The sequence below is a fragment of the Streptomyces sp. NPDC091282 genome, from assembly GCF_044757385.1.
GTDB classification, from domain to species: domain Bacteria; phylum Actinomycetota; class Actinomycetes; order Streptomycetales; family Streptomycetaceae; genus Streptomyces; species Streptomyces gramineus.
The window spans coordinates 90,062-103,773 of record NZ_JBIVUX010000015.1; the positions used below are offsets into that span (position 1 = coordinate 90,062).

14 protein-coding genes are annotated in these 13,712 nt (G+C 73.4%); 8 read left to right on the top strand and 6 right to left on the bottom strand.

Going from position 1 to position 13,712, the window contains the following annotated elements; translation table 11 throughout:
- Positions 1-73: 73 nt before the first annotated feature.
- A complete protein-coding gene (locus ACIQOE_RS40410) occupies positions 74-703 on the top strand; it encodes a TetR/AcrR family transcriptional regulator (RefSeq protein ID WP_401417082.1) in 630 nt (209 codons plus the stop codon).
- 106 nt (positions 704-809) lie between these two features.
- Here ACIQOE_RS40410 and ACIQOE_RS40415 read toward each other — a convergent pair whose 3' ends face one another.
- Positions 810-1,784: an SGNH/GDSL hydrolase family protein gene (locus ACIQOE_RS40415; protein ID WP_401417084.1), complete on the bottom strand. Its 975-nt coding sequence runs from the start codon at positions 1,782-1,784 to the stop codon at positions 810-812.
- A gap of 305 nt (positions 1,785-2,089) precedes the next feature.
- Here ACIQOE_RS40415 and ACIQOE_RS40420 point away from each other — a divergent pair, with 305 nt between their 5' ends.
- Positions 2,090-2,602: a hypothetical protein gene (locus ACIQOE_RS40420; protein ID WP_401417086.1), complete on the top strand. Its 513-nt coding sequence runs from the start codon at positions 2,090-2,092 to the stop codon at positions 2,600-2,602.
- Positions 2,603-2,626: 24 nt separating this feature from the next.
- On the opposite strand, the gene ACIQOE_RS40425 is transcribed toward ACIQOE_RS40420, so the two are convergent.
- Together ACIQOE_RS40425 and ACIQOE_RS40430 are read right to left on the bottom strand one after the other, a co-directional pair.
- The gene (locus ACIQOE_RS40425) at positions 2,627-3,532 is read right to left on the bottom strand and encodes an amidohydrolase family protein (protein WP_365572447.1); all 906 of its coding nucleotides are present in this window, start codon (positions 3,530-3,532) and stop codon (positions 2,627-2,629) included.
- Positions 3,533-3,694: 162 nt separating this feature from the next.
- On the bottom strand, positions 3,695-3,958 hold the full coding sequence (locus ACIQOE_RS40430) for a DUF2630 family protein (RefSeq protein WP_351328514.1): 264 nt from the start codon (positions 3,956-3,958) through the stop codon (positions 3,695-3,697).
- 207 nt (positions 3,959-4,165) lie between these two features.
- Here ACIQOE_RS40430 and ACIQOE_RS40435 point away from each other — a divergent pair, with 207 nt between their 5' ends.
- Positions 4,166-5,938 (top strand): ABC transporter ATP-binding protein, encoded by a 1,773-nt coding sequence (locus ACIQOE_RS40435; protein ID WP_401417088.1) that lies wholly within the window; start codon positions 4,166-4,168, stop codon positions 5,936-5,938.
- A gap of 84 nt (positions 5,939-6,022) precedes the next feature.
- The gene (locus ACIQOE_RS40440; RefSeq protein WP_401417089.1) at positions 6,023-6,880 is read left to right on the top strand and encodes a DMT family transporter; all 858 of its coding nucleotides are present in this window, start codon (positions 6,023-6,025) and stop codon (positions 6,878-6,880) included.
- 19 nt (positions 6,881-6,899) lie between these two features.
- Here ACIQOE_RS40440 and ACIQOE_RS40445 read toward each other — a convergent pair whose 3' ends face one another.
- Positions 6,900-7,481 carry a TetR family transcriptional regulator gene (locus ACIQOE_RS40445; RefSeq protein WP_351328507.1) on the bottom strand — a complete coding sequence of 194 codons (582 nt, stop codon included), beginning with the start codon at positions 7,479-7,481 and terminating at the stop codon, positions 6,900-6,902.
- A gap of 114 nt (positions 7,482-7,595) precedes the next feature.
- On the opposite strand from ACIQOE_RS40445, the gene ACIQOE_RS40450 reads away from it, so the two are divergent.
- A complete protein-coding gene (locus tag ACIQOE_RS40450) occupies positions 7,596-8,795 on the top strand; it encodes an MFS transporter (RefSeq protein WP_401417091.1) in 1,200 nt (399 codons plus the stop codon).
- 41 nt (positions 8,796-8,836) lie between these two features.
- Here the strand turns inward: ACIQOE_RS40450 and ACIQOE_RS40455 are convergent, their stop codons facing one another.
- Positions 8,837-9,919: a dipeptidase gene (locus ACIQOE_RS40455; RefSeq protein ID WP_401417092.1), complete on the bottom strand. Its 1,083-nt coding sequence runs from the start codon at positions 9,917-9,919 to the stop codon at positions 8,837-8,839.
- Positions 9,916-11,229, bottom strand: coding sequence for an amidohydrolase family protein (locus tag ACIQOE_RS40460; RefSeq protein ID WP_401417094.1), 1,314 nt, complete (start codon positions 11,227-11,229; stop codon positions 9,916-9,918). The genes ACIQOE_RS40455 and ACIQOE_RS40460 overlap by 4 nt, the downstream gene beginning before the upstream one ends.
- Before the next feature lie 241 nt (positions 11,230-11,470).
- Here ACIQOE_RS40460 and ACIQOE_RS40465 point away from each other — a divergent pair, with 241 nt between their 5' ends.
- The 3 genes from ACIQOE_RS40465 to ACIQOE_RS40475 all read left to right on the top strand — a co-directional run bounded on the left by ACIQOE_RS40465 (position 11,471) and on the right by ACIQOE_RS40475 (position 13,709).
- Positions 11,471-12,232, top strand: coding sequence for a helix-turn-helix domain-containing protein (locus tag ACIQOE_RS40465; protein ID WP_365561936.1), 762 nt, complete (start codon positions 11,471-11,473; stop codon positions 12,230-12,232).
- A gap of 5 nt (positions 12,233-12,237) precedes the next feature.
- Complete coding sequence (locus ACIQOE_RS40470; protein ID WP_401417107.1) at positions 12,238-13,185, top strand: ornithine cyclodeaminase family protein; 948 nt, start codon at positions 12,238-12,240, stop codon at positions 13,183-13,185.
- Between the two features lie 86 nt (positions 13,186-13,271).
- Positions 13,272-13,709: a MarR family transcriptional regulator gene (locus tag ACIQOE_RS40475; protein ID WP_351328498.1), complete on the top strand. Its 438-nt coding sequence runs from the start codon at positions 13,272-13,274 to the stop codon at positions 13,707-13,709.
- The last annotated feature ends 3 nt before the right edge of the window (positions 13,710-13,712 follow it).

Here is a 13,712-nt window from a genome sequence, read left to right on the forward strand (position 1 = left end):
TCTCGGGGTGGACGACCGGACAACAGAATACCGACAGGGGTGCTGGTTTCTAGAGGGCGATTAACATCTCCGTATGGCAAAGACGAGCGCGCGGCAGGGGACGGCCCCACGGAACTACCCCAAGGGGGAGCGCCGGCGCGCCCAGATCATCGAGGCCGCGTTCACCGCGTTCGGGCAGGTCGGGTACCGCAACGCGAGCATGGTCCAGCTCGCCGCGGCCTGCGACGTCTCGCGCGCGGGCCTGCTCCACCACTTCCCGACGAAGGAGTCTCTGCTCGAAGCGGTCCTGGAGGAACGGGAACGGCAGGACGACGCCCACTTCTTCGGCTCGGGCGCGGTCAACCGCGACGGCCTGGAGTACTTCGCCAGCATGATCCGGCTCGTCGCGCACAACCAGGCCAACCCGCTGATCGTGAGCCTGTTCGCCGTGCTGTCGGGCGAGGCGACGGCGGCGGACCACCCGGCCCGCCCGTACTTCGTGGCACGCTACGAACGCACGCGCCGGCAGATGCAGTTGGCCGTCGACGACCTGGTCCGCCGCGACCTGCTGCGGCCCCACGTGGACGCGTCGGGACTGGCCGCGGACCTGATCGCGTTCATCGACGGACTGCAGATCCAGTGGCTGCTCAGCCCCGACGCCATCGACATGCCGGACCATCTGCGCAAACTGCTGCGCGGCCTGATCATGGTCGAACTTCCCTAGTCCGACCAGACACTGACCGTCCGTCAGGTCGCGCGCGAGCCGTGCGGGCAGCGCGAAGCCGCCTCCGGCCCACCGGCCGGAGGCGGTTCGTCCTGCCGCGTGCGGGTCAGCGGGGAGAAAGGACGTTCAGGATCTCGGACTCGACGTGGTCGGCGGCGTTGCGATGACCGCGGGCGTTGGGGTGGACGAAGGCCGCCTGGTCCGGGACACGGGTGAAGATGCCCTCCACCCACTTCCCGGCGTCACAGACACTGTGGTTGCGGGAGGAGTCGTACAGGTCGACGAAGGAGGCGGCGGTGTGGGTGCCGGCCGACTTCTCGATGGTCCTGTTGAGGGGCTCCAGGACGTCCCGGCGCAGCCAGTCGAGGTCGCCCTGGGTGATCGAGCCGAACTGTTCCAGGTTGTTGTACTTGCACTTGGAGGTGTCCGCGGGAACGACGGTGGGGTAGCCGATGGACAGGATCTTGGCGTGCGGGGCCTTCTCGTGGAGCGTGGTGAGCATCTGGCCGTACTCCCGGCCCACCTTCGCCAGTCTGCCGGGGACGCCGGCGGCGAGGTCGTCCTTGCACGGCGTGCCGGTGCCGCCGCTGCCCGCGCCCAGTTGCAGGCACTGGAAGAGGATGTCGGCGAAGCCGAGGGTGTTGCCGCCCACGCCGACGGTGATCACGTCGGTGCCGGGCCTGACCGCCTCGGACTGCGGAGGAACCGGGGGGAAGGGGTAGTCCGGATCCTCGGAGAGGGGCGGCAGGTGACGGCCGATCGGCTCCTGCGCCCTGAAGGTGACGTCCTCGATGGTGGCGGCGCCGCAGCTGACATTGGTGAGGTCGAGCAGTGAGCCGAGATCGCGGTCGACGATCTGGGGGTAGGACTGGTCGGTGCGCTCGCAGCCGTCGCGCGGGTACTCGAAGACGTCACCTGCGGCCGGGATGACCCCGGCGGTGTACGAGTCGCCCAGGGCGACCCATTGGTAGTCGGCCGCGGCGGCGGGCTGCGCTCCGGCGAGCTGGGCCGGGGCGAGGGCGCCCGCGGCGAGAGCGGCGGCCGAGCCGAGCAGGGTCAGACGAATACGGAAGTTTGCCACGAATCCTCCGGTACAGGGGCTTTGGCGTCACTTCGACCCTACGAGGATGATTACCCATCGCTCTAGATCCAATACGGACAGTAGCCACGGGAGAGGACAGTGCGTCTGTGTGGGGGACGCGCGTTCGGCGCGCCGATCGGATGCGATCGGTTCGTGATCGCCCTGAGGCGGTAACCGCCCGGCGCTGGACCTGTTCTTGACCGATCGGGCGGCACCGGTTCCGGCCGGGGACGCGTGGCGGCTGTCCTGTTCTCGATCACCGCCCGCCGCTCCGGCCGCGCGGAGCCCTGTGCTTGAATGCCGGCATGGACGGCTCCGCCCGCATGTGGATCGGCACGATCCCCGCGCTCGACCCGGACGTCCGGGAAGTGATCCTGGACATCGACCATCTGTCGGCCGACCCGGCCGAGCGCCTGGTCCGCGTGCTGCTGAACCGCGGGCACGAGGGCGAGGAAGGCGTGTTCCACCTGCTGCCCGAAGATCTCTCGGCCCGGTACGAGCGGGCCGGGGACCGGCTCCGCGTCCGCCTGCTGACCCACCGCGGGAGTCTCGCCGCCGATCTCGGCGGACACCCGGAGTCCTTGCGGGAGCACCTCGCCGGACTCCCCCGCGACCCGTTCGACGACGACCGCGTCGTCCTGCTGACCCGGGAGGTTCCCACCGACTTCGTCCCGGCCGAACGGGACGGCCACCATCAGCCCGTCATCCTGATCGACCACGCCGGCGGCCCGGCCGCACCGGCGGAGCCGGCCGCGCTCATGGAGAGGCGGGAGGCGGGCGTCGCCGTCGTCGCCGCGCCCGTGCCGCCGACGGCCTGACCGGGACCGGCGTCCGCCGCGGGGTCACAGCCCGAACAGCCGCGCCGCGTTGTCGTGGCACACCGCCCGCAGCCAGTCCTCGCCGAGGTCCAGGCGCTCCAGGGCGTGCAGCTGGTGGGCGTACGGATAGGGGATGTTGGGGAAGTCGGAGCCGAGCAGGACACGGTCGCCCAGGGCGGCGACCCGCGGCAGCGCGGCGCGCGGGAACGGCATGAACTCCTCGGTGAAGTCGGTGAACACCATCGTCGTGTCCAGCCGCACCTCCTCGAACCGTTCGGCGAGGCCGAGGAAGTCCTCGTACTCGGGCATCCCGAGGTGGGCGACGATCAGCCGCAGCCTCGGGTGGCGTGCCAGTACGCGGGCGATCGGCTCGGGACCGGTGTGCTTGCCGGGCGCGGGACCCGAACCGCAGTGGATCACCACCGGAATCCCGGCGTCGGCCAGCAGTCCCCAGGCGGGCCTGAGGAGTTCGTCGGCCGGGTCGTACGCGCCCACCTGGACGTGCGCCTTGAAGACCCGGGCACCCGCCTCGACGGCCTCGCGGACGTACGACTCCACGCCCGGCTCCGGGTACAGGGTCGCGGTGTGCAGACAGTCCGGGGTGCGCCGGGCGAAGTCGGCCGCCCACGCGTTCAGCCACGCCGCCATGCCGGGCTTGTGCGGGTAGAGCATGGCGGTGAAGGCGAGGACGCCGAACTCCCGCAGCAGCGCGGTGCGTTCCGCCTCCTCCCGCCGGTAGGCGATCGGCCACTCCAGTCCGCCGGTCAGCGGTCCGTTGGTGTCGAAGTAGTTCCAGACCTTGTGCAGGACACGTTCGGGCATGAAGTGCGTGTGGACGTCGACCAGTCCGGGCAGCCCGAGGCGTTCGCGGAACCGGTGGACCTCGGCGGCCTCCGTGCGGCCGGCCGGTGCCGTGCGGTGATCGTTCATAACGTCACGATCGGCGCCTGTGACCGAAGAGTCCAGTCCCGCACGGCGCATCCGTCCGCGCGCGGTGCGGGCGGGCGGCGCCGTGCGGCGGGGCCGCCCGCCCGGACCGCCGAGCCGCGACGCGTGGGGCGCCGCGCCCTTCGGCCACGGCCCGTGCGGCGGTCAGGACAGGTAGCCCTCGACCTCGGACACCGGGCGGACCGTCGCCTCCGTGGGGTCCTGTCCCGCCGCGATCCTGGCCCGGCGCTGCCGGAGCAGGTCCCAGCACTGGTCGAGTTCGGTCTCCAGGTGCGCCAGCAGGGCGTGCTCGGTCGTCCCGTCGATCTCCTCCTGCGCCAGGCGCTCGCGGAGGTCCTTCTCCTCGCTGATCATTTCCGTGATGCGGCCGAGTATCCGCTTCTCGGCCTCGGCCTCTGATCCCGTCATGGCTGCCTCTTTCCGGACGACGGAGTGGATCACGTCTGTGCCGGGGCGCCCGCCGTTCCGTCGCCCCTCTCCCCCACCTTCTCCCACTCGGCCCCCGCACGCATCGCCCGTCCGGCCGTCCCCCTGTCGGCGTGGGGCGCGGGGTGTGTACGGTGACCCGCGGAAAGCGGTTGCCGCAAGCCGGGCGCGCAGGGAGGACCACCACCGATGGCGTCGACGTCGGAACGACCGCTCGACCACCGTTACCGGGGCGAACACCCCGTCCGCACGCTCCTGTACCTGCTGCGGGCCGACCGCCGCAGCCTGGTGGCCGCCGTCCTGGTCTTCACGGTCAAGCACAGCCCGATCTGGCTGCTGCCGCTGATCACCGCGTCGGTCGTCGACACGGTGGTGCAGCACGGACCGGTCGCCCGGCTCTGGACGGCCGTGGCGTTCATCATGACGATCCTGCTGTTCAACTACCCGCTGCACGTGCTCTATGTGCGGCTCCTGTACGGCAGCGTCCGCCGCATGGGCACCACGCTGCGCTCCGCCCTGTGCACCCGCATGCAGCAGCTGTCGATCGGCTACCACTCCCGGGTCAGCGCCGGTGTCCTCCAGGCCAAGGTCGTGCGGGACGTGGAGACCGTGGAGCAGATGGTCCAGCAGACCGCCGAGCAGGGACTGGGCGCGCTCACCGTGCTGGCCGGCGGGCTGGTGATCATCGGCGTCCGCACGCCGGAGTTCCTGCCCGTCTTCCTGGTGGTGGTGCCGGGCGCGACCGTGCTCGTGGCCCGCCTGCGGTCCCGGCTGCGCAGCCACAACGAGCACTTCCGGCACGAGGTGGAGACCCTGTCCTCCCGGGTGACGGAGATGACGCGGCTCATCCCCGTCACCCGCGCGCACGGTCTGGAGCGCAAGGCGCTGCGCCGCATGGACGGCACCCTGAGCCGGCTGCTCACCTCCGGGATGCGCCTGGACCTCGTCAACGGCCGTTTCGGCTCGCTGGCCTGGGTGGTCCTCAACGTGATCGGCGTCGCCGTACTGGCCGCCGCCGCTCTGGTGTCGTACTACGGCGTGTGGGGTGTCTCCGCCGGTGACGTCGTCATGCTCAGCGCCTTCCTGACCACGCTCACCAACTCCACGACGACCCTGACGAGTCTGGCGCCGGTCGTCACCAAGGGGCTGGAGTCGGTGCGGTCGGTCGGCGAGGTGCTCCAGGCCCCCGAACTGGAGGACAACGAGGGCCGGGCCGAGGTCACCGCGGTCCGCGGCGCGGTCGTCTTCGACCGGGTCGGCTTCGGCTACGAGGACGGCGGCCGCGCCGCCGTCACCGACTTCACCCTCGACGTGACGCCGGGCGAGACCGTCGCCCTGGTGGGCGCCTCGGGCGCCGGGAAGTCCACCGTGCTCAACCTCGTCATAGGGTTCATCCGGCCCACCTCCGGCCGGCTGCTCCTGGACGGCACCGACATGAGCGGCCTGGACCTGCGCACCTACCGGCGGTTCGTCTCGGTGGTCCCGCAGGAGTCGATCCTCTTCGACGGCACGGTCCGGGAGAACGTCGCCTACGGCATGGAGGACGAGGCCGACGAGCAGGCCGTGCGCGCGGCGCTGCGCGACGCCAACGCGCTGGAGTTCGTGGACGAGCTGCCCCTGGGTCTGGACACCGTGGTCGGCGAGCGCGGCGCCCGGCTCTCCGGCGGCCAGCGCCAGCGCCTCGCCATCGCCCGGGCGCTGATCCGTGATCCACGGGTCCTGGTGCTGGACGAGGCCACCTCGGCGCTGGACACCCGCTCGGAGGCGCTGGTGCAGCAGGCCCTGACGCGCCTGCTGCGCGGCCGTACCACCTTCGTGGTGGCCCACCGGCTGTCCACGGTGCGCGGTGCCGACCGCATCGTGGTGATGGACGACGGCCGGATCCGCGAGATCGGCACCCACGAGGAGCTGCTGCACCGCGGCGGCGCCTACACCGCGCTGCACGGTGGCCAGGTGGCCTGAGCGAGGGGGACGGGGCGCGGCCGGCCGTCGCCGTCGCCGTGTCTTCGAGGAGAGCGCGCGGCCCGCTCACGGCATGCTGGAGACATGATGGTGCTCGCCGTGCTCTTCGCCGTCCTGGGTGCCGTCAGCAATGCGACGGGCACGGCCTTCCAGCGCAAGGCCGCGGCCACCCTGCCGGGCGGCGGCGGGTTGCGCCTGCTGCGCGCCCTGGCCAGGCGGCCCGCCTGGGCCGTCGGCATCGCCGGTGTCGCGGGGGCCGCGGTGTTCCAGGCGCTGGCCCTGGTGAACGGCCCGATGGCGCTGGTCCAGCCGCTGTTCATGCTGGAGCTGCCGTTCGCCCTGCTCATCGCCGTGCCGCTGCTGCACCGGCGGCCCGGCCCTGAGGGCTGGTGGGCGATCGGGGTGGTGGTGGCGGGCCTGGCCATCCTGCTCGGCTCGGCGGCCCCGTCCGGCGGCCGGGAACAGGCCTCCATGCAGCGCTGGATCCCGGCCCTGGCCCTGACCGTGGGGGCGATCGCCGGCACCGTGCTGCTGGAACGGTCCTCGTCGTCGCCGCTGTTCCGCGCGGCGGCCCTGGCCTCGGGTGCGGCGGTCGGCAACGCGCTGACGGCCGCGCTGATGAAGTCGGCCACCGGCCGGCTCGCCGACGCGGGCCTGCCGGCCTTCCTCACCACCTGGCAGACCTACGGGTTCGCGCTCGCCGGGATCGCGGCGCTGATGCTTCTGGAGAACGCGCTGCAGGCCGGTCCGCTCGTCGCGTCCCAGCCCGCGCTGACGATCGGCGACGCGGCGGTCAGCCTGCTGCTGGGCGTCGCGCTGTTCGGCGAGTCGGTGCGCACCGGCTGGTGGCTGCTGCCCGAGGTGCTGGGGGCCGGGCTGATCGCCTGGGGCGTGGTGTGGCTGACCCGCGTGGTCCCGCATCTCGCGGACGTCGTGCACTGAGCCGCGGCGGGGAGCGGGTTCAGGGGCCGTCGGCGGTGAGTCTCGGCGCGGCGGTGACGATCGCGTGCACGGTCTCGGTGACCAGACGCCGGTCCAGCGGGGCCTCGTCGAAGGCTCGGTGCATGGGCCAGCCCTCGATCAGCGCGTCGAGCGCGCGGGAGACTCCGGGCGTGAAGTGCAGGGCGAGGCTGTCGCGGCTGCGTTCGAGCCAGGTGCGGGTGGTCGCGGAGACCGCCTCGTTGTGGTTGGCGTAGGCGTACATCTCGAAGATCAGCGTCATGTCGCGTTCCGTGGCGTACGCCGGTCCGCAGATCAGCTCGACGACGGCCGCCTCGGCGTCGGCCGTGGAGGCGGCGGACAGCAGGGTCTGCCGGTACAGCCGGGACATGGTGTCGGACAGGCGGGCGAAGGCCTGTGCCAGCAGGTCCGCCATGCCGTCGAAGTAGTACGTCAGCGAGCCGAGCGGCACCTGTGCCCGCGCCGCGATCCTGCGGTGGGTGGTCGTGTGCACCCCGCCCTCGGCGATCACGTCGAGGGCCGCATCCAGAATGCGCTCCTTGCGTCCGGGGTCGTTGGGGATCTCGCGTCGTGTGCCGGTCACGCCCTCAATCTGCCACGGGCGGGCCGGAACCGAGTGTGTACAGGCGTACAGATCAGTGTGTACATTCGTACAGACTCTGCACGGACCTCTCGGGCACATCTGGAGCCACCCGCCATGACCGCCGACCTCTCCCGGCGCCGTACCGCCGTCTTCGTCCTCTTCTTCGTGCCGGGCCTGACCATCTCCTCCTGGGTCACCCGCACCCCGGACGTGCGGGACCTGCTCCACGCCTCCACCGCGCAGATGGGTCTGATCCTGTTCGGGCTCTCGGTCGGCTCGATGGCCGGGATCCTGTGCTCGGGCACGCTGGTGGCCCGCTGGGGCGCCCGGCTCGTCGTCCTCGCCGGTACGGCGGCCATCGCCGCCGGTGCCGCGCTCATCGGGGTCGGGGCGGGCACCGGCACGGACCTGGGCGTCGCCCTCGGCCTCGGCCTCTTCGGCCTCGGCATGGGCGGCGGCGAGGTGGCCCTCAACGTGGAGGGCGCGGAGGTGGAGCGGCTGCTCGGCCGCTCCACGATGCCCGCCATGCACGGCTTCTTCAGCCTCGGCACCGTCGTCGGCGCGCTCGCCGGCATGTGTCTGACGGCGGTCGGCTTCCCGGTGCTCGTCCATCTCGTCACGGTCGCGGCGGTGGTCCTGGCGGCGCTCGCGCTGGTGATCCGGAGCGTGCCCGCCGAGGTGGGCCGGCGGACCGCCGCCGAGCGCCGGGAGCCGGGCGCGGCACGGACCGGTGCGGTGTGGAGGGACCCGGTGCTGCTGCTCATCGGCTGCGTCATCCTGGCGCTCGCCATGGCCGAGGGCACCGCGAACGACTGGCTGCCGCTGGTCATGGTGGACGGGCACGGCTTCGACGCCGCGCTGGGCTCCGCCGTGTACGCCGTGTTCGCCGCCGCCATGACCGTCGGACGCTTCGTCGGCGGACGGTTCGTGGACCGGTTCGGACGGGCCGCGGCGCTGTGCGGGAGCGCGCTGGTCGGCGCGGCGGGGCTGGCCCTGGTCATCTTCGTCGACGACCAGGCCGTGGCGGCGGCCGCCGCCGTCCTGTGGGGCCTCGGGGCCTCGCTCGGGTTTCCCGTCGCGCTCTCCGCGGCCGGCGACTCCGGCCCCGACCCGGCCGCCCGGGTCGCCCTCGCGGCGACCGTCGGCTACGTCGCCTTCCTGGTGGGTCCGCCCTCCCTCGGCTACCTCGGTGAGCACTTCGGGCTGCGGCACGCCCTGATCCTGGTGCTCGTCCTGGTGGTGGCCGCCGTGTTCGCCACGCCCGCGGCCCGCTCCCCGCGGGGGGCACGGGACGCGGAGCCGGTGCGCGGCTGACCACGGGCTCCGCGGCCCGGCGCTCCGGTCCGGGCCGGGCCTCAGGCGGCCCAGACGCGGTCGGCGTAGTCGAGGAAGTTGCGCCCGAGGATCTTCTCGATGCGGTCGGAGCTGAAGCCGCGCTTCTCCAGGAGCCGGGCCAGGTCGCGGAACTGGTCGACGCCGCGCAGGTCCACGACGAAGGGGTAGGTGTCGGCCCGTTCGCCGGCCGCGCCGACACCGGCGGCCCGGCGGGCGGCGACGTGCTCGGCGAGTGCCGCGCGGTAGGTGCCGAGGTCGTCCACCGCGGTGGTGCCGCCGTCGGTGCCGATGCCGACGGCGTCCTCGCCGCAGACGTCGACCGCGTGCACGATGTGGTCCACGACGTCGGCGGCGGTGGCGTGGCCGTCGGGGTCGAGGAAGGGCATGAAGTAGATGCCGACGAACCCGCCGCGCTCCGCGACCAGGCGCAGTTCCTCGTCCGTCTTGTTGCGCGGCAGGTCGGCCAGCGCGCGGCAGCCGGTGTGGTTGACGGAGACCGGCTGCCGGGAGTAACGGGCCGCGTCCAGGCAGGTGTTCTCGCCGCTGTGCGAGAGGTCGACCATCAGGCGGTGGTCGTTGAGGGCGTCGACCACCCGGCGCCCGAAAGGCGTCAGACCCCGGTTGGCGGTGGCCATGGAGCCGTCGCCGAGATGGTTGGCCTGGTTGTAGGTGAGCTGGACGACGCGGACACCGGCGGCGGCGAAGCCGGCGACGCGGGAGTCGACGAGGGCGGGGTCCTCGCCGACGGCGACGGCGTTCTGGAAGCCGTAGATGACGCCGATCCGCCGCTCGCGGTGGGCGCGCCGGATGTCGGCGGCCGTGCGGACCTTCAGCAGGTCGTCCGGGTGGGCGTCGAGGATGCCGTCCCAGACGGCTATCTCCTCGAGCGTGTGCTCGTACGGGGGCAGGTCGCCCATCGTGTAGCCGAGGGTGATGTTGACGGCGGTCAGGCCGGAGGCGTGGGCCTCGGCGATCGCCCGGGCGTCGACGCTGAGTTCGCCGCCCGCGGGGTTGAGCTGTGCTGCGGCGGCCAGCGCGGCGGGCGTGTTGGGGTTGTCCAGCTGCCCCAGCGCGTTGACGATCACGAAGTCGGTGGCGGTCACGCGGTGTCCTTCTCGAAGTCGGCGCGGTCGAAGCGGTGGCCGCGCTTCACGGTGAGGGTCAGGGTGCGCAGGTTGGCCACGTCCTGGAGCGGGTCCTCGTCCAGGACGGCGAAGTTCGCGAGTTTCCCGGCCTCGACACTGCCCATGTCCGCCTCGGCACCGGCGGCCCTGGCACCGATCAGGGTCGCCGAGCGCAGGACCTCGGCCGCGGGGATGCCGCACCGGCCCGCGAGGAAGGCGAGTTCGCCGAACAGGGCCGGGAAGGGGTCGCGGGGGTCGGTCTCGAAGTCCGTGCCGGTCGAGACCGCGACCCCGGCGCGGTACGCCTGCGCGGTGACGGCGGCGGCCAGTTCGGTGGTGCGGCGGGCATGGTCGGCGGACTCGGCGGTGTCCCCGCGGAGTTCGTCGCTGGTCCACATGGACGCGGTGGCGTCGAGGACGGTGCCCCGGCGGCGCATCTCGGCGAAGAGCGCGGCGAGTTCCGGGTCGTCGCCGGCGGCGAACCGGTCGTGGTCCACGGGGGGCTTGGTCTTGTAACTGCTCAGCGGTGCGCCGGAGTTCTCGAAGGCGAGCAGCGTGACGTGGGAGACGCTGTCCACGCCCGCGGCGACGACCTCGCCGGGCGCGGCCGGGAAGACGGTGGCGTGCGCCCAGACGGCGATGCCCTGCCGGTGCGCCTCGGCGGTGACGGCGGCTACGGTCGCGGCGTCGAGGTCGGCGTACACCTTGATCGCGGTGGCGTGGGTGCCCCGTGCCAGGGCGACGGCGATCGTGAGGTCGGTGTCCGGGGTGACGGCCTGCATCCACGGGACGGCGCCGGGTACCGCGCCCCGGGAGACCTCGTGGGTGCGCGGGTCGTCGAAGAAGGAGGGCCCGGCCATGAGCGCGGCGTAGCGGATGTCCGGCCCCGGGATCTCGCCGACCAGGGTGGCCCGGGCGAGGTCGCCGATCTGCCGCAGGTCGTCGGCCATGTCACGGACGGCGGTGACGCCGCTGTGCACCAGCCGCCGGAGCACCGCCTCCGCCACCGGCCGGTCGGGCGGCGTGGCCAGGTGCTGGTGGGTGTCGATCAGGCCGGGGACCACGAACCGCCCGTCGAGGTCGACACGGGGCGCGTCGGCCGCGAGCCGGGGCAGCGGGTCGCCGTCGCCGGTGACGGTGTGGATCCGGGCGCCGTCCGTGACGATCGTGGTGCCCGGGCGGTGCCGGTCGCCGGTGCCGTCGAAGAGGGTCGCGCCGCGGTAGACCGTGACGGTTCCGGCGGGCGGTGCGGCCCAGGGGGTCGGAGCACCCGGGGGCAGTTCGGTCATGGTCACCTTCGGTCCGCGAGACGGTGCGCTGTTACAGCGAGCGCAACAGATGTATCGTGTGATGAAAACGCAGGTACTGTACTCCGTGACCTGCGGACCGCCGCAAGGACCCGGACCGGACACGGCGCCCGACCCGCCGTGGAGGCCGGACGCGCGGCGAACGCCGGCCGGACCCGCCGTGGCGCGCCGGATGCGGCGCGGATGCCGGATCCGCCGTGGACGAGAGGGAAGAGCCGCCGCCATGCCCGTCGCACCCCGTACCGCGCCGCCGCCCAGGTCGGCGGTGGACAAGGCGCTCGACCTGGTCGAGGCCGTCTCGCGCGCACCGCATCCGGTGCGGCTGACCGATCTGGCGGCCGAGGTGGACCTGCACCGCGCCACGGCCTACCGGATCCTGCTGGACCTGGTCCGGCGGGGCTGGGTGCTGCGGGCCGGTGACCGCTATCTGCCGGGTGCCGCCGTGCTCCGGATGTCCGCCTCGGCCGCGGGCGGTTCGCTGACCGCGCTGGCCCGCCCGGTGCTGGTCCGGCTCTCCGCGGCGACCTCGATGATGGTCAACCTCCAGGTGCTGGAGGAGGGCGGCGCCCGGGTGGTCGACGTGGTCAGGCCCGAACGGCTCGCGATGATCAGTCACTTGCGCGGCGAGCTGCTGCCGGTGGGGCGGTTCGCCGGGCCGCTGGCCCTGGTCGCGGCCCTCGAACCCGGGGCGCGGACGCGCTGGCTGGACGGGCTCGGGGAGGAAGCCGACGGGCTGGAGCGCGAGGTGGCCGAGGTGGAGCGGACCGGTGTGGCCGTGGAGCACGGCCGTAACGACAAGCTGGTCGCCTCCGTCAGCCGTGCCGTGGTGCCCGACCCCGGCGCTCCGGTGTGCGCGGTGACGGTGGTGGGGCCGGACGCCGAGTTCGACGGGCCGGGACTCGCCCGCGTGGAGCGGGAGTTGCGCACCGCCACGGACGAGCTGGTGACGGCGCTGACCGCCGGGGCGACGGAGGCGGGCAGGTGAGCGGCATGCTGGTGCTGGACCGCCGCCAGACGGCCGCCGCGCTGCGCCCGGACGCCGTCCTGGACGCGGTGGGCCGGGCCCTGGTCGCCGTCGCCCGCGAGGAGGCCTCCGTGCCGCCGCGGATCGCCGCGCTGACCCCGAACGGGCTGCTGGGCGCGATGCCCGGCTGGGTGCCGGGGCTCGGGGCGGCCGCGAAGCTGGTGACCGTGACCGCCGACCCCGGCCACCCCGGACGCGGCTTCCACCGGGGTCTGGTGGCGCTGTTCGACGAGCACGACGGACGCGCGCTGGCGCTCGTGGACGGCGAGCCGCTGACCGAGGTCCGCACCGCGGCGGTCGCGACCCGCGCCGCGCTGGCGCTGGCCGTGCGTCCCGGTCTCGGCCGGGTGGCGGTGGTCGGGACGGGCGCGCAGGCACGCGCCCAGCTGGCGTTGCTCGCCGCGGTGCTGCCGGGGGCGCGGGTGACGGTGGCGGGCCGTGATCCGGAGCGGGTCCGCGCGGCGGCCGCCCTGTTTCCCGGCGCACGGGTCGCCCCCGGCATCGAGGACGCGGTGCGCGCGGCCGACGTGGTGTTCTGCTGCACCGGCGCCACCGCACCCGTCGTCCGCCGGGAGTGGCTCGCTCCCGGCACCCATGTCTCGTCGGTCGGCGGCTCCCAGGGACCCGAACTGGACGCGGCGACCGTGCGGGACGCGCTCCTGTTCGCCGAGTGGCCCGGCGCGGCCGGCTCACCCCCGCCCGCGGGCGCCCATGAACTCCAGGACCTCGCTCCCGGGCGGCCGTTGACCCTCCTCGGGTCGGTCCTGGACGGCACCCGGCCAGGACGGGACGGCGACACCGACGCCCTGACCGTCTTCAAGTCCACCGGCCACGCGGCGCTCGACGTCGCGGCGGTCCGGGTGGCCTACGAGGTGGCAGTCGAACAGGGCTGGGGCGTGCGCGTGGACCTGTGACGGGCTTTCCGGCTGCCTCGCCCTCCGCCGGAATCCCCTTCCCGGAAGCCTTTGTTTCACGCTACACCTAGATGCATAATGCCGTTATGGAGAGTGCGGCGGGGTCGTCCGAGCAGCTGATGATCGCCGTGGAACAGCTGGTGCGCCATGTGCGGCACAGCGCCACGGCCGGCGGGCTGAGCACCGCCGCCTCCTCCGCGCTGGCCCGGCTCGGCCGGGAGGGTCCGCTGCGGCTGACCGAACTGGCCCGCGCGGAAGGCGTGTCGCAGCCGGGCATGACCCAACTCGTGGGCCGGCTGGAGCGCGCGGGGCTGGTGGCGCGCGGCGCCGACCGCACCGACGGCCGCGGCGTCCTGGTGGAGATCACCCCGACCGGCCTCGCCGTCTTCCGGCAGCGGCGCGCCGAACGCGCCGACGCCCTGCGGGAGTTGATCGAGGAGCTGACCGAGCCCGAGCAGCGGGCCGTCCGGCTCGCGCTGCCCGCCCTGGCCCGTGCGATCGAGGAGCGCCGGGCCCGCGACTGAACC

Bases quoted from the DNA above. Each gene is read 5' to 3' on its own strand.
- ACIQOE_RS40465 (WP_365561936.1), top strand. From the start codon at position 11,471: ATGCCCGTCGCACCCCGTACCGCGCCGCCGCCCAGGTCGGCGGTGGAC.
- ACIQOE_RS40440 (WP_401417089.1), top strand. From the start codon at position 6,023: ATGATGGTGCTCGCCGTGCTCTTCGCCGTCCTGGGTGCCGTCAGCAAT.
- ACIQOE_RS40420 (WP_401417086.1), top strand. From the start codon at position 2,090: ATGGACGGCTCCGCCCGCATGTGGATCGGCACGATCCCCGCGCTCGAC.
- ACIQOE_RS40450 (WP_401417091.1), top strand. From the start codon at position 7,596: ATGACCGCCGACCTCTCCCGGCGCCGTACCGCCGTCTTCGTCCTCTTC.
- ACIQOE_RS40430 (WP_351328514.1), bottom strand. From the start codon at position 3,958: ATGACGGGATCAGAGGCCGAGGCCGAGAAGCGGATACTCGGCCGCATC.
- ACIQOE_RS40410 (WP_401417082.1), top strand. From the start codon at position 74: ATGGCAAAGACGAGCGCGCGGCAGGGGACGGCCCCACGGAACTACCCC.
- ACIQOE_RS40475 (WP_351328498.1), top strand. From the start codon at position 13,272: ATGGAGAGTGCGGCGGGGTCGTCCGAGCAGCTGATGATCGCCGTGGAA.
- ACIQOE_RS40470 (WP_401417107.1), top strand. From the start codon at position 12,238: ATGCTGGTGCTGGACCGCCGCCAGACGGCCGCCGCGCTGCGCCCGGAC.
- ACIQOE_RS40425 (WP_365572447.1), bottom strand. From the start codon at position 3,532: ATGAACGATCACCGCACGGCACCGGCCGGCCGCACGGAGGCCGCCGAG.
- ACIQOE_RS40460 (WP_401417094.1), bottom strand. From the start codon at position 11,229: ATGACCGAACTGCCCCCGGGTGCTCCGACCCCCTGGGCCGCACCGCCC.
- ACIQOE_RS40435 (WP_401417088.1), top strand. From the start codon at position 4,166: ATGGCGTCGACGTCGGAACGACCGCTCGACCACCGTTACCGGGGCGAA.